Origin of the sequence: Bullifex porci (assembly GCF_009695635.1) — a bacterium.
In the GTDB taxonomy this organism is placed as follows: domain Bacteria; phylum Spirochaetota; class Spirochaetia; order Sphaerochaetales; family Sphaerochaetaceae; genus Bullifex; species Bullifex porci.
This window is the reverse complement of sequence record NZ_VUNN01000003.1, coordinates 84,933-103,624: the sequence shown is the minus strand read 5'-3', so window position 1 is coordinate 103,624 and position 18,692 is coordinate 84,933. Positions and strand designations below refer to the sequence as shown.

Annotated in this window: 19 protein-coding genes and 1 tRNA gene; 12 read left to right on the top strand and 8 right to left on the bottom strand. The window is 35.5% G+C overall.

Annotated elements, in window-relative coordinates:
• Window positions 1-3: 3 nt before the first annotated feature.
• From FYJ80_RS02700 to FYJ80_RS02680, 5 genes are read left to right on the top strand one after another with little or no spacing between them, the layout of a single operon-like run.
• A complete protein-coding gene (locus FYJ80_RS02700; protein WP_154424587.1) occupies window positions 4-912 on the top strand; it encodes a hypothetical protein in 909 nt (302 codons plus the stop codon).
• The gene (locus tag FYJ80_RS02695; protein ID WP_154424586.1) at window positions 909-2,015 is read left to right on the top strand and encodes an ABC transporter permease family protein; all 1,107 of its coding nucleotides are present in this window, start codon (window positions 909-911) and stop codon (window positions 2,013-2,015) included. The genes FYJ80_RS02700 and FYJ80_RS02695 overlap by 4 nt, the downstream gene beginning before the upstream one ends.
• Window positions 2,012-2,692: an ABC transporter ATP-binding protein gene (locus FYJ80_RS02690; protein ID WP_154424585.1), complete on the top strand. Its 681-nt coding sequence runs from the start codon at window positions 2,012-2,014 to the stop codon at window positions 2,690-2,692. Before FYJ80_RS02695 ends, FYJ80_RS02690 begins: the two co-directional genes overlap by 4 nt.
• Window positions 2,689-3,819 carry an ABC transporter permease gene (locus tag FYJ80_RS02685; protein WP_154424584.1) on the top strand — a complete coding sequence of 377 codons (1,131 nt, stop codon included), beginning with the start codon at window positions 2,689-2,691 and terminating at the stop codon, window positions 3,817-3,819. The genes FYJ80_RS02690 and FYJ80_RS02685 overlap by 4 nt, the downstream gene beginning before the upstream one ends.
• A gap of 40 nt (window positions 3,820-3,859) precedes the next feature.
• On the top strand, window positions 3,860-4,789 hold the full coding sequence (locus FYJ80_RS02680) for a ribonuclease Z (RefSeq protein WP_154424583.1): 930 nt from the start codon (window positions 3,860-3,862) through the stop codon (window positions 4,787-4,789).
• On the opposite strand, the gene FYJ80_RS02675 is transcribed toward FYJ80_RS02680, so the two are convergent.
• A complete protein-coding gene (locus FYJ80_RS02675) occupies window positions 4,774-5,817 on the bottom strand; it encodes a tetratricopeptide repeat protein (protein ID WP_154424582.1) in 1,044 nt (347 codons plus the stop codon). The two genes, FYJ80_RS02680 and FYJ80_RS02675, sit on opposite strands and share 16 nt — an antisense overlap.
• 33 nt (window positions 5,818-5,850) lie before the next feature.
• Here FYJ80_RS02675 and FYJ80_RS02670 point away from each other — a divergent pair, with 33 nt between their 5' ends.
• The 3 genes from FYJ80_RS02670 (at window position 5,851) to FYJ80_RS02660 (ending at window position 6,917) form a co-directional block, all read left to right on the top strand.
• The gene (locus tag FYJ80_RS02670) at window positions 5,851-6,378 is read left to right on the top strand and encodes an epoxyqueuosine reductase QueH (RefSeq protein WP_154424581.1); all 528 of its coding nucleotides are present in this window, start codon (window positions 5,851-5,853) and stop codon (window positions 6,376-6,378) included.
• A gap of 70 nt (window positions 6,379-6,448) precedes the next feature.
• Window positions 6,449-6,742, top strand: coding sequence for a Trp family transcriptional regulator (locus FYJ80_RS02665; protein WP_154424580.1), 294 nt, complete (start codon window positions 6,449-6,451; stop codon window positions 6,740-6,742).
• A gap of 55 nt (window positions 6,743-6,797) precedes the next feature.
• Window positions 6,798-6,917 carry a rubredoxin-like domain-containing protein gene (locus tag FYJ80_RS02660; protein WP_154424579.1) on the top strand — a complete coding sequence of 40 codons (120 nt, stop codon included), beginning with the start codon at window positions 6,798-6,800 and terminating at the stop codon, window positions 6,915-6,917.
• A gap of 39 nt (window positions 6,918-6,956) precedes the next feature.
• On the opposite strand, the gene FYJ80_RS02655 is transcribed toward FYJ80_RS02660, so the two are convergent.
• Genes FYJ80_RS02655 through uxuA form a run of 3 tightly spaced genes read right to left on the bottom strand, consistent with a single transcriptional unit; the run spans window position 6,957 to window position 10,331 of the window.
• Window positions 6,957-8,564: a mannitol dehydrogenase family protein gene (locus FYJ80_RS02655; protein ID WP_154424578.1), complete on the bottom strand. Its 1,608-nt coding sequence runs from the start codon at window positions 8,562-8,564 to the stop codon at window positions 6,957-6,959.
• Window positions 8,565-8,574: 10 nt separating this feature from the next.
• On the bottom strand, window positions 8,575-9,258 hold the full coding sequence (locus FYJ80_RS02650; protein ID WP_154424577.1) for a GntR family transcriptional regulator: 684 nt from the start codon (window positions 9,256-9,258) through the stop codon (window positions 8,575-8,577).
• On the bottom strand, window positions 9,255-10,331 hold the full coding sequence (uxuA, locus tag FYJ80_RS02645; protein WP_154424576.1) for a mannonate dehydratase: 1,077 nt from the start codon (window positions 10,329-10,331) through the stop codon (window positions 9,255-9,257). Before uxuA ends, FYJ80_RS02650 begins: the two co-directional genes overlap by 4 nt.
• A 248-nt stretch (window positions 10,332-10,579) precedes the next feature.
• Between uxuA and FYJ80_RS02640 the strand changes: the two genes are divergently transcribed.
• Both FYJ80_RS02640 and FYJ80_RS02635 read left to right on the top strand, forming a co-directional pair.
• Window positions 10,580-11,677 carry a glycerol dehydrogenase gene (locus tag FYJ80_RS02640; RefSeq protein WP_235899572.1) on the top strand — a complete coding sequence of 366 codons (1,098 nt, stop codon included), beginning with the start codon at window positions 10,580-10,582 and terminating at the stop codon, window positions 11,675-11,677.
• A gap of 145 nt (window positions 11,678-11,822) precedes the next feature.
• On the top strand, window positions 11,823-12,623 hold the full coding sequence (locus tag FYJ80_RS02635) for a leucine-rich repeat domain-containing protein (RefSeq protein ID WP_154424575.1): 801 nt from the start codon (window positions 11,823-11,825) through the stop codon (window positions 12,621-12,623).
• Here the strand turns inward: FYJ80_RS02635 and FYJ80_RS12035 are convergent.
• Window positions 12,620-12,754, bottom strand: a complete 135-nt coding sequence (locus tag FYJ80_RS12035) for a hypothetical protein (protein WP_268878553.1) — start codon at window positions 12,752-12,754, stop codon at window positions 12,620-12,622. The genes FYJ80_RS02635 and FYJ80_RS12035 overlap by 4 nt on opposite strands.
• 129 nt (window positions 12,755-12,883) lie before the next feature.
• On the opposite strand from FYJ80_RS12035, the gene FYJ80_RS02630 reads away from it, so the two are divergent.
• Window positions 12,884-13,351 carry a GNAT family N-acetyltransferase gene (locus FYJ80_RS02630; RefSeq protein ID WP_154424574.1) on the top strand — a complete coding sequence of 156 codons (468 nt, stop codon included), beginning with the start codon at window positions 12,884-12,886 and terminating at the stop codon, window positions 13,349-13,351.
• A 124-nt stretch (window positions 13,352-13,475) separates the two neighbouring features.
• Here the strand turns inward: FYJ80_RS02630 and FYJ80_RS02625 are convergent.
• A tRNA-Leu gene (locus FYJ80_RS02625) sits at window positions 13,476-13,559 on the bottom strand.
• Window positions 13,560-13,726: 167 nt separating this feature from the next.
• Between FYJ80_RS02625 and FYJ80_RS02620 the strand changes: the two genes are divergently transcribed.
• Window positions 13,727-15,748, top strand: coding sequence for a patatin-like phospholipase family protein (locus FYJ80_RS02620; RefSeq protein WP_154424573.1), 2,022 nt, complete (start codon window positions 13,727-13,729; stop codon window positions 15,746-15,748).
• Window positions 15,749-15,780: 32 nt separating this feature from the next.
• On the opposite strand, the gene FYJ80_RS02615 is transcribed toward FYJ80_RS02620, so the two are convergent.
• Complete coding sequence (locus FYJ80_RS02615) at window positions 15,781-17,607, bottom strand: DEAD/DEAH box helicase (RefSeq protein WP_154424572.1); 1,827 nt, start codon at window positions 17,605-17,607, stop codon at window positions 15,781-15,783.
• Window positions 17,608-17,673: 66 nt separating this feature from the next.
• A complete protein-coding gene (locus tag FYJ80_RS02610; RefSeq protein ID WP_206360931.1) occupies window positions 17,674-18,690 on the bottom strand; it encodes a DUF2804 domain-containing protein in 1,017 nt (338 codons plus the stop codon).
• Window positions 18,691-18,692: the final 2 nt, after the last annotated feature.

The window sequence follows — 18,692 nt, the reverse complement described above, 5'->3', positions numbered from 1 at the left end:
GATATGAGGTATTTTGTATTCATAGCGCTTTTGCTGCTTAGCTCAGCTTCTCTTTTTTCAGCCTCTTACTATAAGAGTAATGCTCTTATGCAAAGGCTGGAAGAGATAGATGAGTTAACCTTTACAGGCTATGAATTACAGGTTTTAGATAATAAAGAAATACTCCTTTTAAATAATGAGGAAGTTAAACAAAGAGTAATAAGTGATAATGTTGAAGTTACTAGAGAAAATAATGTAACTACAACTATCTATAACCCAAAGCGTCCTGAGAAAATAGTAGTTGAGGATGGAGAGTTAACTCAAGAGGAGCGCTTTGAATACTCTAATGAGGGAGTATTAAAGAGAAGAATAAATTTAGTAAATGGAGAGGTTGTCTCAATTACCTCCTATGATTACTCTCCCTCCTCTGGATTAACTGCTTTTTGGGTTAATGATTATCAAAATCCATATTATGCGTCAGCTAATTCCTATACCTTCCTCGATGGAGATGAGAGTACTAACATCTCGATGATATCAAATGTAATGGTTAAAAAAAGAGATGGAGTAGTTGCTAACCAAAATGGTGATAATATTATTATTCGAGATGGAAATGAAGAAATAACATATGCTCTTAATGGAGATGTGCTAAAAAGAGTTATCTATGATGGTGATAATATCTCCTCATCAAATGAGTATTTTTATTCATCAGGCTCATTAGCTAAAGAGATTAATATATCTGGTAATACAAAGAAAATATCTGAGTATAGCGATAGAGAAACAGTAATTACTACATATGACTCTGATAATATAAAAGCTAGAAGAGTAATATCAGATGCTGGTATATTTGAAACTGTTTATCGTAATGGAAAGGAATATGCTTTAGTTCGTTATGATTCAGATGGAAAACGTGCATTGGAGGTTAAGGTGCTATGAAAAGAAGTATGATAATAAAGCGCTATCTTTTCACAGCAAGTAAAAAGGAGAGAGCTAGGACAATTAGAATTATCTTGGGCTTAATCTTTTCTACTATGGTCCTGGTTTGTGTTTTATCAATAATGGACCATCTACAAAATGGACGCTTTTCCTATATAAAGAAGATTAGATCCTTTCCTGTTGTAATAAAGGCAGAGAAGGAATTTGATATAGCTGAGCTTTCAAATAGGTTTTATGATGAAGCAATAGTTTTTCAATATAAAACTGGAGAAGGACTTTTAAAAATTGGAAGTGGTGAGTACGCTGTTTCTATTAGATACATTGACTCAAGCTATGAGGGTGGTCTTGTATTAAAGGGTGATAAGGGAAAGGAATTATTAATCCCTTATAGAGTATTTTTAGCTAATAGAAGTAACCAAGTAACTATAACTACTATTGAAAAGGGAAAGGTTGCAAGAATAGCTCCTAAAAACAAAACCTATTCAAGCTTTGGGCTATTCCAAACCTCATTAGGAAGTGAGTTTGATAATTCTACAATCTTCTTACCTTTAGAGGATGCTCCAATTGATGCTCCTACATATATTGCTTTTATTCCATTTTCTATTAGCGAAGAGGAGCTGATAAATAAGGCAAGTGAATTGAATCTTGGAAGAGTTATTACTTGGCAGGAGAGTGAGAGCTCACTTTATGGTGCAATGCTTCTAGAGAAGAATGTAATGAGCATTTTATTGATGAGTCTATTTGTTATTATAGCAGTTCAAGTATTTCAAAATGCTAGTGCCTTTTCTCTTGTAAAGAAAAATGAGCTTGCAACCTTATATTTTATTGGATACACAAAGCTTGATATCGCATTAATTGCTAGCGGAGTATCATTTTTGATGAGCTTTATTTCCTTTGTAATAGGAAGCCTATGCGCTAAGCTATTTTTATACTTTGTTAGATATGGTGTTCCTGCTCTCGGAAATGAAGCTATTAAAATTGACCTTTCTATTATTCCATTAGTTTTTATAATATTTACTACATATAGTATATTCGTATATGTTTACTCATTTTTACGTATGCTTAAGCAAGATTTACTCAGAGAGGTTGTAAACGCGATATGATGAAAGAGGTATTAAAGCTTGAAAATATCACAAAGAATTTTGATACAGCAGATGGAAAGCTTGAGATCCTAAAGGATATTAATCTTAGCGTTTACTCATCTCAAAGCGTTTCTATAGTGGGTAGAAGTGGTTCTGGCAAGAGTACATTACTATCTATTGCGGCTCTTATCGATAAACCAAGTAGTGGAAGTGTATATTATAAATCTAGAGATTGTGTATCACTTAAGGATAGTGAGCTAAGTAAGCTTAGAGCCTCCTCTATGGGCTTTGTGTTTCAAAATAGTCTCTTATTAGAGGATTTCTCTGCTTTAGAAAATGTAATGTTTCCTCTTTTAAATATCGGAACTAATAAGAAGGAAGCTGAAGAGAGAGCAAAGGATATATTATCTTCTCTTGGACTTGAGAAGAGATTTAACCACCGCCCAAAGGCATTAAGTGGAGGAGAAAAGCAACGCACTGCGATTGCAAGAGCTTTAGTTACAAAGCCAGATGTAATATTTGCAGATGAGCCAACTGGAGCATTAGATGAGGAGAGTGCAAATATGATAGAAGAGCTCCTCCTTAAAACAACAGTTGAAAGTGGTACAGCTTTAGTTTTGGTAACTCATAATCCTGAATTTGCTTCTCATTGTGAAGCTAAATATGTGCTTGAGCATAAGGGCTTGTATCTACTATGAATGATGCTTTAAAACGATATGTTAAAAGAAAGGTAGGGCAGGGACAGAGACCAGCTTGGATAATTAAATCATACTTACCATCACTCTTGATAGTATTTATAATGGTCGTACTAGTTTTTGCATTAATATTTGTCTCTTCAATGTCAAAAGCGATAGAGGATACTTTAGTTTATCTTGGGTGTGGTAATTTATTATCAAATAGCTATATAGATAGTAGCTCTCTTAATAGTGATGAAAGAGCTTTTAGTGTTACTAATGCTTCAGCGATAATAGCAAGCCAGGATTCTACCGCCCTAGTTCAAGTAAAGGGTGTTACAGAGGATTATTATTTTGATAAAAAGGTTGAAGTATTAAACCTTACTACAGTTGATAATACTACAACTCTAAATAGTGTATATCTTTCAAAGACTATTGCTTCTTCTTTGAATGTTACTTTAGGTGATAGAGTATCTGTTTTGATATTTGATGAAGAGGAGGAGAGAGCTCGTCCTGTTTTTTGCTTTGTAGGGGGCTTATATCATTCAGGCTATGGAGAGTTTGACTCACACCTTATCTTTGCACCATTTGATATGGTTGATGGAGTAATTACATATGAGCTCTACACACCTAGAAGTGATGAGCTAAGAGGTATCTTAGAGCAAAATGGAATTACAGTCTCTTCCTATAAAGAGGTATATGCAGCAATATATGAAAATATTATTCGATCAGTTTCTCTTTTAGATATGATAGTAGTTTTAGTTGGGATTCTTGCGGGCTTTTTTGCAATTTCAATTTCGAGTGAGTATATCGAGCGTGATAGAAGAGATATAGCAGGAATATTACTACTTGGTATTAAGAGAGATGATGTTGTAAAGGCTTATAAGTCGATAACAATAAAGGTTGTTATAGTTGCTTTAATATTGGGCTGTGTTTTAGGAATTCTTAGCTCATACCTTATTATGCCATTTATCTCTAATTTAGATACAAGTAAATATCCATTCTTACTTAACTACGTTATATCCTTTGATGTAGTTGTTCCAATTAAAACTATATTATTACTTTGTATTGCTTTAGTTCTTTCATCTCTAGCTTCGCTAAAGCTTTCTTTAAAAAAGATGATCTTTAGTGATATCAAAGCAGCAATTTAAGCCTTGTAAAGGTAGTGTTTTTCACATTAATATCATCAATATGAGCTTTGAGGTTTTTTCTTTAGGAACAAGTGGTATGATGCCACTTCCAGGTCGTTTTTTAACTAGTGCACTACTACGTAGAGAAGGGAAGTGTTTTCTTTTTGACTGTGGAGAGGGTACTCAGGTTTCTTTAAAGCTCTTAAATTTAAGATGGAAGCAGATAAATTCAATATTTATCTCACATATGCACGCAGACCATGTAACTGGTCTTCCAGGCCTTTTGATGCTCTCAAGCCAGGTTGATAGAGTTGAGCCATTATATATCTATGGTCCTGCAAAGCTTGCTGATTACATAGAGGCAAATAGAAAAATATTAGATATGTACATTAACTATCCAATATATGTTATCCCGGTACAGCCAGGTGTCATATTGGAAGAGGAAGAGTACTATGTAAATTGTTTTCCTCTTAAGCATACAAAGCAATGCTTTGGATATTCCTTAGTTGAAAAGGAACGTCCCGGAGAGTTTTCTGTAGAAAATGCGCTCTCTCATAAGGTTCCAAGAGGTCCACTGTGGGGAAAGCTACAAAAGGGTGAGGATGTAATAAATCTAGATGGAGAGGTTGTACATCCTAGTGATGTATTAGGTGAAAAAAGGAAGGGTAGAAAATTTTCCTATGTAACCGATACAATGTATTTCCCTGAAATCTCTGATTACGTTAGAGCCTCTGATATCCTTCTTTGTGAGGCTATGTTCACAGAGGATTTAAAGGAGGATGCTCTTAATAAAAAACATATGACCGCTATGCAAGCGGCCACAATTGCTAAGGATGGGGAGGTCGATATGCTATGCCTACAGCACTATTCCCCTCGCTATAGTGATAAGGATCTTAAGCTTTTGCTTGAGGAAGCAAAAACTATTTTTGAAAATACTATTTTAACTCGCGATAGAATGACCTTCGAGGTGGCTAATCATGAAAGCCCATGAGCCTTTAGCCACTCTTCATCATCGTCTGTTAAATCTGTATTAGCGCTGCTTTCCTCTTCCTTTCTGCTTACCTTTTGTTCTGTTTTCTCTTCCTTCTCTTCATTTACAACAAAATCCTTATCTGAGAAGGCTGGAAGCCTACCATTTACAAGACTTAGAGGGTCCTCCTCATTACCGTTGATAAGCTTTCTTGCACTTTCCTTATCCTCAAGGATATTAATAGCTTTTTCGATAACATCCTTTGTAATAACAGAGCAAGCATTAAACTTAGTATTTTCTAATGCTTCCTTTAATGCCTCTACTGCGCCATTTACATCGTGGTAATGAAGTCTTATTTGAGCCTTATGTACATATGGGTCTGCAAAGGAGTAGCTCTTGAGAGAAAGAATATCATTTATCATATTACCAGCCTTTCTCCAGTTACCTCTGAGCATTTCACGTACAACCTCTAAATCCTTAAGTGCTGGTGATTGAACATTCTTTTCCTTCCACTCATCACATAATTTATTAAATGCTGTGATATCACCCTTTTCAAGGTAATAGGTTGCTCCATTGATGTAGAGGTTTTTATCTCTATATGCTGTCTTTTTAACCTCTTCAATATACTTTATTGCGCCATCTAAATCTCTTTCGATCCAGCAAGCCATTGAGGCTGAAATCTTAGCATTAGAAACTACCTGTAGGCTCTTACCGCTTTTACTTGCAAGCTTATCTAGAGCAGCTTTACCTACCTCAGCTTCTCCATTTTGGATAAGTAGGGAAGCTGCACTTATAGTGTAGTTATCTGGAAGTCCTCCTAGCTGAAGTGCCTTTTTAAATCCATCAATAGATTTTTTTCTCTTCTCTGGATCCTTTGAGGTGTAATTTTTATTAGCAGTAACAAAGTAAAAGGTTGCTCTTCTAGACCAAATAATAACAATTAGGGCTAGAGCCATTACAGCTAATTTAACTAAATTATTTACAGGTGAAATTGCGATGATCAAAAAGATAGCTAATGAAACTACCAATATTACACTATTCTTATTCAAGGTATGCTCCTTTTATTATATAATCAATATATAATGATTGATGAAAGTATTCTAGTACATTGCTGCTGTGGTCCTTGCTCTACAGCAAGCATAGAGCGTCTATTACAAGAGGGGTGGAAGCCTGTTTTATATTTCTCTAATGATAATATCGACTCTGAAGAGGAGTTTGAGAAGCGTTATGAGAATTTAATAATTGTTGCAGAAAAATATAATTTAAGAGTAATAAAAAAGAGCTATGACCATAGCTCCTGGAGAGAGTTTGTAAAGGGGCTAGAGCAGGAAAAGGAGCATGGAAAGAGGTGTGTAAAGTGCTTCCGCTATAACCTTCTAGAGGCATCTAAAATGGCAGAGAGCTTAGGCATTAAACACTTTTGTACAACCTTAACTGTTTCTAGGTTCAAAAATAGCTTTGTAATATTTAGTCAGGGCGAGGATTTGCCTGGTTTTGAGAAGATAGACTTTAAAAAGAAGGATGGCTTTGCTATTTCCTGTAAGCTTGCAAATGAGCTTGGCTTATATAGACAGCAATATTGTGGCTGTGAGTTTTCGAAAAATAGTTAAAGTAAAATATTAAAGATTGCTTGGTGACAGGTGGTGTTTTACATGTTAAAGTTTTACATTGAGGTGAGATATGACAAATATAGATAAATATGAGGATCTATTAGACCTTTTTGCATCAACAAATGATAGAGAGTCGATGAGACTATTATTTGAGGATATGTTTACAGATGCAGAGATTAAAGACTTAGAAATTAGATGGAAATTGATGAATGATTTATATAATCATGTTCCTCAAAGGGAAATTGCATCAAACCTTCATATCAGTCTATGTAGGATAACTAGAGGGTCAAAGATGCTTAAGAAGAAGGACGGCTATGTAAAAAGCTATCTTTCAAATCACTATGATGATCATTTACACCGTTAATTCTTGCCTTTTAATCATTGGATGTGTATTCTTTAATCTATAGGAGACTTATAAAATGAAAAAATATCGCTGTGTATTATGCGGATTCGAAGTTGAGATGGAATCTCTTCCTGAAGATTATGTTTGCCCAATCTGTGGTGCTGGCATTGAAGATTTCGAGGAAGTCGAGGAATAAGACAATAGGAGCTGTCCAAATGGACAGCTCTTACTTTTTTTACTTTGTTACTACTTCGTGAATAGTGCTTCTAATTGCACCCTTACCACTAACTAGCTTTGTGAAGTATGCAACAACCTTAGAACCAACTACTGTACCATTTAAATCTAAGCCAAATAGCTTTTCATTTGCTAAGATTGGCTGAAGCTGCTTTTCAAAATCTCCAGTTGAACCAAGAGTAATTCCATCAAGCATTGGCTGGAAGGTAGTTGTCATTGGATCAGGAGAGAGAGTAAATGGCTTTCCTTCATCATCTAAAGCTAGTAGATATCTAAGATAAAGTGCATAAACAAGAGGAAGAACCTTAAGCTCGTTTAAGTCCTTATTCTCAGCGATGTAAGCCTTAACGGTCTCTCCAAATCTAATAGAGAGCTTTTGAGATGTATCTGTTGCAATTCTCTGAGGAGTATCTGGCATAAATGGGTTAGGGATTCTAACATTTAATACTTCATCAATGAATGCCTTTGGATCGATGATTTGAGGATTTACTACTACAGGAAGTCCTTCAACGTAGCCAAGTCTCATTACCATCTTCTTAAGATCCTCATCCTTCATTTCATCTGCAATGAGTGTGTAGCCAAGTAAGCAGCCAGAGAGTGCAAGTGCTGTATGAAGAGGGTTTAAGCAGGTACAAACCTTCATCTTCTCAACCTTATTAACTGTATCTCTATCTGTTAAGTAAACACCACTCTTTTCAAGAGCTGGTCTTCCATTAGGGAAGCGGTCCTCGATAACAAGGTATTGTGGCTCCTCTGCATTTACAAATGGAGCGATGTATGTATTCTTAGATGTAATAATTGCTTCTGTATCCTCAAAGCCAGTTTCCTTTAGCATGTTAGCAACACTTTGGTCTGGTCTTGGCGTGATTTTATCGATCATTGACCATGGGAATGATACACAATCTTCATTAGAAACCCACTCTACAAACTCTTTAGTAAGCTCACCCTTTTCTTGGTATGTCTTTGCAATTGTTGTAATAGCATTTCTAAGCTTTTCACCATTGTGAGAGCAGTTGTCCATTGATACAAGAGCAATAGGGGATTTACATGAGTTAAATCTATCGTTTAAAAGTCTTGTTAAGCGACAGAGGAACATTGATGCATCCTTTAATGGCTTTTCAAAATCACTTACATAGAATTTAAATAGGTTTCCATCTGGCTGATAGAGTGCATAGCCCTTTTCTGTAATTGTGAATGAAACCATTTGAAGGGAAGGGTTTGTAAATGCACTTTCAAGTACACTCCATTCATTTTGGCTATTAGGATCACACTTAACAGCTTCCATTACAGAGCCTATTACCTCTTTTTCGATTGTACCATTAGCCTTTAATGTAACACCAAGAGTTAGATTATCGTGTGGAGCATAGATTTTATCGATGATTTCACCATCGAAGCCTTCACCGACAACTATACCTGTATCCATTAAGCCTTCATTTAATAGCTTCTGACAAAGTCCTGCAGGGAAGATTCTAAATATATTACCTGCACCAAAGTGAATCCACTGTGGTCTTGCTTTTGTGTTTTCTTCAATTTTCTTGTGGTTATAGTTAAATAATTTATACCCTTCCCAAGCCTTCTTATCTTCTAAAGAAGTTAAATTGAGTTTCATTTTTATCTCCTTACTTTATGAAATACTCTCCAAACATTTCTATTAACATTGGATATTCGTCTTCAATCTTATCAAGATGCTCTTTATCTAGTTTTAAAACAGCTTCCTTATCATTTCTTGCAATAGCAGCAATTATTTCCTCATGCTGAGCTTCAACATCATTTGCAATTGTGCCTGCAAGACTAGATAAAAGTCTTATTCTTCTTTCATTTCCTGTGTGGGAATATAGAACAGAATAGACTCTTTCATATCCGAGCTCGCTATAAAATGTTGAATGAAGCTCATCATCTGCTTTTAAAAATTCGATAAAGGAGCCTTTAATTAAGGCTGCGTGCTGCTTAAGCAAAATTGCTTTAAGCCTTGTGATATAAGCTTCCCTTTCTATGTCACTTAGCTTTAAATCCATAAAGCGAGACACAGCACCAAGCTCAAGATTAGTTCTCATGAATCTCTCTTGTCTAATGTCAGCAATATCAAGAAAACTAACTCGTGTTCCCTTTTGAGGAAAGATATCTACAAGGCTATCACGTTCAAGACGAAGCAGAGCATCTCTAAGTGGGGATCGTGAGACCCCCAGTGAATCAGAGAGCTCGGTAAGATTAAGCTCTGTCCCTGGTTTTAGCTCCAGGGTTTCTATTTTTTCTCTGAGCTGGTTATAAACCCAGATATTTGCTCTGCTATCATCCTTTTTCATACGCCACGCTTTTCTGCTTTATCAATTGCTTCCCAAAGGCCCTGAATGTACATAGCACCAAGTGCTCTATCGTATAAGCCATAGCCTGGCATACACTTTTCGCCCCAAATAGTTCTTCCATGGTCAGGACGAGCTGGACCATCAAAACCGATATCATGTAGAGCCTTAACTGCTTCATACATATCAAATGAACCATCTGAAGAGAGGTGAGCTGCTTCCTCAAATACACCTGGAGCAAAGTGGTGTAGGTTTCTAATGTGAGCAAAATGAACTCTTCCCTTACATGAGCGAATGATATCTGGAAGGTCATTATTTAAATTAGTTCCAAGGCTTCCCATACAAAGTGTAATTCCGTTATATGGCTTATCAACAGCCTTGAGCATCTTTAAAATAGCTTCCTTACCTGTAATGATTCTAGGAAGATTAAATACTGGCCATGCTGGATCATCTGGATGGATAGCCATCTTGATGTCGTATTTCTCACAAACAGGTCCGATAGCATTTAAGAAATATACAAGGTTATCAAAGAGCTTATCTGATGTTACATCCTTATATGCATCAAAGAGCTTATGAACATGTGCAAGTCTTTCTGGTTCCCATCCTGGCATTACGAAGCCATTTGAATTATCTGTTGTTTGATTGAAAAAGGTCTGAGGATCAATTGTGTCAACAACCTTTTGGTCATATGCAAGTACTGTTGATCCATCTGGTCGCATCTTTGCAAGATCTGTACGTGTCCAGTCAAATACAGGCATGAAGTTGTAGCAAACCATGTGAATATCATTCTTACCTACAGCTTCAAGTGATTTAATATAGTTATCAATGTATTTATCTCTATCAGGAGTACCAATCTTAATTGAGTCATGGATATTAATACTTTCAATACCCTCAATCTTTAAGCCTGCAGCTTCTACGATATCCTTTAAGCCTTTTACTCTGTCATATGTCCATTCATCACCTGCTGGAACATCGTAAAGAGTTGTGATTACACCTGTAACACCTGGAATTTGCTTAATCTGTTCGAGTGTTACTGAATCGAATCCTGGGCCATACCATCTTAATGTCATTCTCATAATGGGAAAATCCTCCGTTGTTTATACGTCTATTTTCATATTATATAAGTATATTGTCAACTGATATTTTAGTATTTTAATATATTTTATAGTGAATACAACGCTTTTAAATGTGTTTTAAAATTAAGTTTGTATAAAAATTTTAAATTTTTATGAAAATTTTTTGTTTTATAGTTTACACATCTGTTAAATAGATATATTTTCTTATCGATAAAAATATATAGATTTTTCTCTAGGAGGATAATGCTATGATGAAGATGCTTAGGGCTATGAGAGAGCCTCTAAAGTATGTACAGGGTAGAGATGCCCTTTTGCAGTTCCACAAAGAGATGGAATACATGGGCAAGCGTTGGCTATTTGTTTGTTCAAATAGTGGCTATAAGGCTTGTCATGAAAAGCTTGAGAAGAGCTTTGGTACCTCTGATGACTATCGCCGTTATGAAATCTTTGGTGGTATTTCAAGTAATGGTGAAATCAAGAAGATGATGGCTATCGTTGAAGAGGATAAGATAGATACAGTAGTTGCTGTAGGTGGTGGTAGTGCCGTTGATACAGCAAAGGCTACAGCTTATTACACTGGAAAGCACATTGTAATTCTTCCAACAGTTGCAGCAACAGATGCACCTTGCACAGGCTTATCTGTTATTTATAATGATGACCATAGCTTTGATCGCTATTTGTTCTATCCAACAAACCCTGATGCAGTAATGGTTGATACAACAATTATTGCAAATGCGCCAGTAAAGTTCTTAATTGCTGGTATGGGTGATGCTCTTGGAACCTACTTTGAGGGTAGAGCTTCTATTAGAACTGAGTCCTCAAGCTTGGAGGGAACAGGTATTACTAGAGCAGGACAGGCACTTGCTAGACTTTGCTACGATACACTCCGCGCATATGGTAAGCAGGCTATAGAGGCTTGTAAGGTACATGCAGTAACTCCAGCTTTAGAAAATATTGTTGAAGCAAATGTTTATCTTTCTGGTGTAGGTGCTGATAACGTAAACTGTGCAGCTGCTCACTCATTTTATAATGGTGTAACTTCACTTGGTATTAAGCATGCTGACCATGGCTGCTGTGTAGCCTTCGGAACTCTTGTTCAGCTAGTTTTAGAGGGTGCTACTAAGGAAGAGTTTGATGATGTTCAAAGCTTCTGCTTAGAGGTTGGACTACCAGTTACATTAGCTGAGATTGGTGAGATAACAGATGAGCAAATCATGACTATTGCAAAGAATGCATGTGCTCCAGGTGAAACAATTCATAACCTTGCTGGTGATGTTGAGCCAATAGAGCTTTACGATGCAATTAAGCAGGCTGATGCTCTTGGAAAGCTTGCATTAGCAAAATAACTACTTATACCCATAGGCTTTTGCCTGTGGGTAAATTTTTTAACCCCAATTCTAAAGCTCTTAAAGATATATAAAAGTTAAAAAAGTATATTTTGGTTTTAAAATATAGTAAATTATTGTATGTAATTAGCTATAGGAGAGCTTTATGAAAAGAGGTCTTATTTTTATCCTAATTATTGTTTCACTCTTATTAGTTGGATGTAATGATCAATTAATGGTATCAGCTACACAGCAATTAATTATTAACGGTGATTGCGTTGAGGGAGTAACCGATGCAGGAAGAAGAGCTACTGAAATAGTTATCCCTGATGGTATTAAAACAATTGGAGAAAAAGCATTTTATGACTGCACAAGACTTACTAAAATTACAATTCCAAATAGTGTTGAAACAATTTGTGATTACGCCTGTATGTATTGTAATAAAATTAAAACTATAGATCTTCCTGAAAGCATAAAAACTATAGGCGTTGGTGCTTTTATGAAGTGTAGTGGTCTTGAGAGTATTACTATTCCAAATAAAGTAACTGAAATAAATCGCTATCTTTTTGATGAGTGTGAAAGCTTAACTGAGGTTAATATTCATAATAATGTTACAAGTATTAATGATAGTGCATTTTCTTCATGTACAAGCTTAAAAACTATTAATATCCCAAATAGTGTAAGAACCATTGATGATAATACTTTTCTAAATTGTAAGAGCTTACAATATATTAAAATTCCAGAGGGGGTAAAAACAATAGGTGAGGATTGCTTCTATGATTGTGGTTCGTTAGCATATGTAGTAATTCCTTCAACTGTAACTTCTATTGGTGAGTATTCTTTTGGCCTATGCAATAAATTAAAGGATATTTATATTAATCAAGCTAATGCAGATGTTTTAAATAATACTCAATATCCAAAGAAAGGGTGCACTATCCATACAAACTCTAAAGGTCCTAATTCTTAATATGCTTTAGAAAGGTTTGTTGATGAGAAGATTAATTTATTTGATAGTTTTTGCTTTATTTCATGTACAACTACTGTAGAGGAAGTAGCAGAAGAGAACAATTTAATTCTTTCTGTTTTTTCAAAAAGCATGCAACAAAAAGGGCTGTCGTTAATTATTAATATTATTCAATGTCTCCTTTTCTTATGCTCTCTAACTGTCATAGCCTGGTTGTGGACAGATGGTTCAATTCTATGTAAGAATGAAGCAAGGAAAGTAAAATGGAAATAAGACTTGCAGAATATACTGAGCTAGATGAAATCAACGTTCTGAGAAAGCAAGTCAACGACCTCCACACAAAGGGAAAGCCAGAGTTCTTCAAGGAAGGCTTCAGCAAGGAGCTTCAAGACTTCTTAGTTGATATTTGGAACAATGAAAAGTGTAAAATAGTCGTAGCCGTAGATTCTAGCAGGATAGTAGGCTATAGCATCTTTTCAGTTGCCCATAAGAAAGAGACGCTTTTCATGCGCGGAAGGGATTATCTTGATATCGACGAGATATGCGTAGACAAGGACCATAGAAGGCAGGGCGTAGCAAGTTCGATAATGAAATACATTGAAAATTACGCAAAGAAAATAGGTATTGAGAGAATAGTGCTCAATATGTGGGAATTTAACGAGGAGGCACTCTCATTCTATGAAAAGTCCGGCTTCAAGACATACCGCAGATACCTAGAGAGGTGTATCTAATCCGTACTTTTTTTAATTTTTTCCTATAAATATTAGTTTGAGGATATTCGATTACTCTACAAAAAATGGGATTGATCTATAAAAAAGTCAGAACTTGATTTAACAAATTCTGACTTAATTAAAGTACCGGCAATCGGAATTGAACCGATATGGTATTGCTACCGGCAGATTTTGAGTCTACTGCGTCTACCTATTTCGCCATGCCGGCATTTCTTGAAAAGAATACAATGAAAAAAGCTTAATAATCAAGTAGGAGATATTTTTTTATCACTATTCTTACCTAATTCGGATATTCTTTTTAATTGTAATATTTTATTTTTTTATTAAGTGGGTATTTAATTGCATATTTTATAGCTTTGGAGTAAGGTTTATGGTATGCGAAAAGGTGTTGTTATTTTACTATTAGCTCTATTTCTAAGCTTTTCCATATTTGCTGAAGAACAATCAACAATTGGAGATATCGTTTACTCTGATATCCCAATAAGCTATGGAGAAGCTCAGTTTAGAGAAAGAATATTGGAACGTACAAATGGGGAAAGAGATCCAATAGGATTAGTATTAACTGGAGGGTCTGCAAGAGCATTTGCTCACTTAGGTGTTTTAAAATATCTAGAAGAGGAGGGCGTCGAGCCTGATTATATAGTATCGAATTCGATGGGCTCTATAATTGGTATGCTATATGCTGCTGGCTTATCCTCTGACCAAATATTATCTGTTATTACTTCAGGTGAGTTATCTACCTTCTTTAAGATGACAGCTCCACTTAATGGTGGTATCTTGGATCCAACAGGCTTTAAGGGACTTATTCAATCTGTAGTAGGGACAGATTTTAATATTGAGGATTTAGCAATTCCTGTAATGGTTATTTGCCAGGATTTAGTAACAAAGCGTGAGATAAGAATCTGTGAGGGAAACTTTGCAGATATTTTAGTATCATCATTTGCTCTTCCAGCTTATTTCCCACCTCAAGAATATAAGGGTCATCTTTTAATTGATGGAGGAATTATTACTCTTGCACCAATTTCTGTTGCATATGAGTTCTCTGATACAGTAATTGCTTCTACTACCTTCTATGATAATGAAGATTTAAATCTTAAAAATATGCTCACTATTATTAATGGTGCCTTTGATATTGGTAAGAGAAGAAATGCCGCTATTGATATTAGAGAGTATGGCGATAAGATGATTTGGATTCGTTGTGGTGTTGAGCAATTTAGCTTTATGGAGTTCTCTGCAGCTGCTGAAATGGCTGAAATTGGATATGAGAGTGCTAAAGAGCATGAGGAGGAAATAAAAGCTCTATATCATAATGGTCTTAGTGATGAAATTCTCTATAATAGGGGAGTATTTGATGAGAGAATCAATAAGATCATAAAGAACCAATATTATTTCTCTCGAATTGAACAAAGTGAACCAACACAAACTCTTTCCTTAGGTGTTTATAGCTTCCAAGGAAATGATTATCCATACTATTTAAGGGATTACTTTGATGTTGGTCTTGAGTATTCTTGGAAATATAAGTTTATAGAGCTTTCTGCACTATTAGGAGGAGCATTCAATGTAACTGCTAATAAGCATCAGAGCTCATCTCCTTTATTGAGTATTGGAGCAAATATCTATCCAATTAATAGCTTAAGATTATCACTATATGGTGCCTTTACCTTTGATAACCCAAAGCAGTGGTATATCCCTTCTTTATATTTAAGAGAGGGCTTTGACTGGAAGTTCTATTCAAATGATATTATTTCTTTACAGTTTAACCAGGCCTTTGAAATGTATAATGAAGTAGATAAGGGTAGTAATAAGGATCAGAATCTACTATCCTGTAGGCTCCAAAGCACTATCTATACAAATATTTGTAATATTAATCTTCATCTAGGTTATCTTGTTTCGATGTATAAGCTAGATTCCTTCCAAAGACACTATGGACAGGTGGGTGCCTCTACTAGAATCTATTTTATTCCAAATCAAAACTTCTACTTAGATATTGGCACACTTACTCGATTTGCTTTAGATGGTAGAAATGGCGTTCAAATCTATGCTGTAGATGGGTTCTTGACTAATAATACCGATATAATGGAGACCTCACGCTATGATGATGAGGTAGAGAAGGGTATTAACCAAAAGTATATGATTGTAGTACCACTATCAATTGGATATGCCTTTACTAAGAGTCCTACCTTTGGAGAGCTGTTGATGGCTGAGTACCTTGAGCTTAGTGCCTACTGTGACTTCTTATTCTATAATGGTAAGACACCTGGTATTAATGCTGGTGTAGAGCTTCAATTCCTGCTTTCATTAATAGGATTACAGAAATTCCCTCTAACCTTGAGAGTTGGATATGATTCATTAATGCAGGATTACATCTTCTCTATAAGGTTTGCAATTACTAAATAAAATATTAGAGCCCTGGTTTCAGGGCTCTTACTTTAATGCTTCTTAGCTTTCTTATTGATATTATATTTGCCATGTGGCTTCTTCTTAGGAGGATGATTTCTCTTGATATCAAAATCATCATCGTCATCTCTACTATCTCTGCCATAAGGCTGGATATCATCCTCCCACTTTCTTCTACTTCGTCTGATAGAGGTCTGTGTATTTGATTTCTTAGAAACCTTTATTGGCTTTTTACTTTCCTTTTCAGCCTTAGCTTTAACAATAAGTGGCTTTCCTTTTTCACCACGTGTTTTGAAAGCATTTATTATTAAATCTGCATACATACTAGGAACGTTGATAAAGCTGAATTCATCCATTACTTCGATATTTTGGATATCTTCATCTCTAACTCTACAACGTTCAATAAGCATGTTAGCAAGTAGACGTTTAGTTAAACCATCCTTTCTACCCATAGCGATAAAGAGTCTTGTTGTACCGCAATCATCGATAGCCTTATCATCCTTAGCCTTCTTCTTTTTATCCTGAGGCTTCTCTAAGCTTCTAATTGTATGGTACTGGCTCTTATCGAGTTCATTTTTATAAAGGAGCTTTAAAAGGGATTTTACGATTACAAAGCTATCCTCTTCTTCTAATAGATTTGCAGCAATTTCCTCATACTCTATTGCTTGCTCCTTAAAGGAAGCTCTAACCTTATCAAGGATTCTTTCCTTCTTCTTTAAGATGATATCATTGCTTGAAGGTAATGTACCTTTTTCAATACTCATCCTACTAATTCTTTTGATAAAGCCAAACTTTCTTGCTTCAGATGGAGTTACAAAGGTAATAGCAGTTCCTTTTTTACCAGCTCTACCTGTTCTTCCTATTCTGTGGATATATACCTCAGGATCCTGAGGTATTGTAAAGTTAATTACATGAGTAAGCTCTTGAACATCGATACCTCTAGCAGCAACATCTGTAGCAACTAGAATTTTAATCTTATGGTCTCTTAGGTTTTGTAGTATTATCTCTCTTTGCTTTTGAGAAAGATCACCATGAAGAGCCTCTGCGTTATATCCTCTCTCTGAGAGCTTTCTACCAATTTCTTCGCATTGAACCTTAGTCTTACAAAATACGATTCCATAGAAATCATCACTATAATCTATGATACGACAGAGGGCTTCCATCTTATCGCTCTCTCTTAAGTCATAGTAATATTGCTCTGTTAAGACCTCTTCTGATTCCTGTTTTTTAATTCTAACAACTGTGTAATCCCTCATGAAGTTCTCTGCTAAGCGTAGAATAGGGTCTGGCATAGTAGCAGAGAATAAGAGCATCCTCTTATCCTTAGGGCTGTTTGCTAAAATCTTTTCAATGTCCTCAACAAAGCCCATATCAAGCATTTCATCTGCTTCATCTAATACAGCAAAAGAAATCTTAGATATATCGAGAGTACCTCTATCGAGGTGGTCTTGGATTCTTCCTGGAGTTCCTACAACAATTTGTAATCCCTTTTTTAGCTTTTTAAATTGGTTTTCATAGGATGTACCACCATAGATAGCATCAACACTAATCTCTCTCTTTCCCTTTAAGGAATCAATTTCAGAGGCGACCTGCATTGCTAGCTCTCTTGTTGGAGCTAATATTAATGCCTGTGTTGATTTATCCTTTTCATCAATAGTCTCTAGAATAGGGAGCGCAAATGCAGCAGTTTTACCTGTGCCTGTTCTAGCCTGACCTATTACATCTAATTTGTTTTCAAGTAAAAGAGGGATACACTCTCTTTGGATATCTGTAGGCTCACTAAAGCCTTTTTCACTAAGTGCTTCAAGAGTCTTATCTGATAACCCTAAGACCCTAAAGCTTTCTAATTCTTCAAACATTTATAGTCCTTATATTAATTTAAGCAAAAAGAAATATATATAAAAACTATACCTTATGCAAGTGACTTACCATTTATTATATACTTCTTCTGCAAAACCCATGAGATGATGTATTTCTTTCTTTGTCCCATCCTCAAGAATTACAAAGCCATCGAAGTAGCCAAATATTTGCTTTTGATCAGAGACTATTATTTTTAAATCTGTTTTAGACATTCTAGGTACTACAGGAGTAAATGTAAGATTAAGCTTTCCTTCATCATCCTTCATTATCCATTCCTTCATGTGTGATTCAAAATTAAAGGTAACATTTTTTATCTTATGAAGCTTATCTGCTAAAAAGAAAGCATTTTCGCTTGCAGGAGTTCTATCTGAAAAGCCATAGCCTAGGTTAAAGCCGATAGCGTTATTTAATTCATCGAAGCCTGATGCAGCTGCCCAATACCATGTGTTCTCACGAGTCCAACGACCACGTCCCCAATCGAGGATTAGAGTCATTTTATTACTCTTTACATCATATCTATTACCTTTAATTTGAACATATCCAGATATTGGTGTCATTGCTACTGCCTTTTCATTTAAGTAGAAGGCTCTTCTGTTTTCCTTCCAGCTAGTAGCGATATTAATAGTTTCTTTACTCTCTCCTTGGAAAAAGCATGAATCAATATTTATATCCTCTGATTTAACTACTATATGCCTTGTCTCACCTTCCTTTGTAAAGGAGAAGGAAAACTTCTTATCTGAAAAGGCTATTGTGTTATCATCCCACGGAGAGCCTATGAGACCAGTTTTATGCATAGTAAAGAATTTTATTTGATCCTTTTGTATTGCTCTTTTATTTTTATAATCGATTAGTGCTAATGCAAATAAACCTGCAAAGCCTAAATCTGAAAAGGTCATACAAATTACATTTTCTTCAACGGGATCAAGAATAGCATAGTAATCCCATTCTTTAATGCGCAATTTTGACGCTTTAATCTTTGAGCGGTCATATAGAAAGTAAGGCTTTCTTGCAAATCCCTCTTCCTTTAACGTTCCATCGGAGTTTAAGAGCTCTACTTTATTTTTAATTTCATGTTCTACCATGA

Excerpts from the sequence above, each read along its gene's own strand:
- FYJ80_RS02700 (WP_154424587.1), top strand. The coding sequence starts at position 4 with ATGAGGTATTTTGTATTCATAGCGCTTTTGCTGCTTAGCTCAGCTTCT.
- FYJ80_RS02695 (WP_154424586.1), top strand. The coding sequence starts at position 909 with ATGAAAAGAAGTATGATAATAAAGCGCTATCTTTTCACAGCAAGTAAA.
- FYJ80_RS02690 (WP_154424585.1), top strand. The coding sequence starts at position 2,012 with ATGATGAAAGAGGTATTAAAGCTTGAAAATATCACAAAGAATTTTGAT.
- FYJ80_RS02685 (WP_154424584.1), top strand. The coding sequence starts at position 2,689 with ATGAATGATGCTTTAAAACGATATGTTAAAAGAAAGGTAGGGCAGGGA.
- FYJ80_RS02680 (WP_154424583.1), top strand. The coding sequence starts at position 3,860 with ATGAGCTTTGAGGTTTTTTCTTTAGGAACAAGTGGTATGATGCCACTT.
- FYJ80_RS02670 (WP_154424581.1), top strand. The coding sequence starts at position 5,851 with ATGATTGATGAAAGTATTCTAGTACATTGCTGCTGTGGTCCTTGCTCT.
- FYJ80_RS02665 (WP_154424580.1), top strand. The coding sequence starts at position 6,449 with ATGACAAATATAGATAAATATGAGGATCTATTAGACCTTTTTGCATCA.
- FYJ80_RS02660 (WP_154424579.1), top strand. The coding sequence starts at position 6,798 with ATGAAAAAATATCGCTGTGTATTATGCGGATTCGAAGTTGAGATGGAA.
- FYJ80_RS02655 (WP_154424578.1), bottom strand. The coding sequence starts at position 8,564 with ATGAAACTCAATTTAACTTCTTTAGAAGATAAGAAGGCTTGGGAAGGG.
- FYJ80_RS02650 (WP_154424577.1), bottom strand. The coding sequence starts at position 9,258 with ATGAAAAAGGATGATAGCAGAGCAAATATCTGGGTTTATAACCAGCTC.
- uxuA (WP_154424576.1), bottom strand. The coding sequence starts at position 10,331 with ATGAGAATGACATTAAGATGGTATGGCCCAGGATTCGATTCAGTAACA.
- FYJ80_RS02640 (WP_235899572.1), top strand. The coding sequence starts at position 10,580 with ATGATGAAGATGCTTAGGGCTATGAGAGAGCCTCTAAAGTATGTACAG.
- FYJ80_RS02635 (WP_154424575.1), top strand. The coding sequence starts at position 11,823 with ATGAAAAGAGGTCTTATTTTTATCCTAATTATTGTTTCACTCTTATTA.
- FYJ80_RS12035 (WP_268878553.1), bottom strand. The coding sequence starts at position 12,754 with ATGCTTTTTGAAAAAACAGAAAGAATTAAATTGTTCTCTTCTGCTACT.
- FYJ80_RS02630 (WP_154424574.1), top strand. The coding sequence starts at position 12,884 with ATGGAAATAAGACTTGCAGAATATACTGAGCTAGATGAAATCAACGTT.
- FYJ80_RS02620 (WP_154424573.1), top strand. The coding sequence starts at position 13,727 with ATGCGAAAAGGTGTTGTTATTTTACTATTAGCTCTATTTCTAAGCTTT.
- FYJ80_RS02615 (WP_154424572.1), bottom strand. The coding sequence starts at position 17,607 with ATGTTTGAAGAATTAGAAAGCTTTAGGGTCTTAGGGTTATCAGATAAG.
- FYJ80_RS02610 (WP_206360931.1), bottom strand. The coding sequence starts at position 18,690 with ATGGTAGAACATGAAATTAAAAATAAAGTAGAGCTCTTAAACTCCGAT.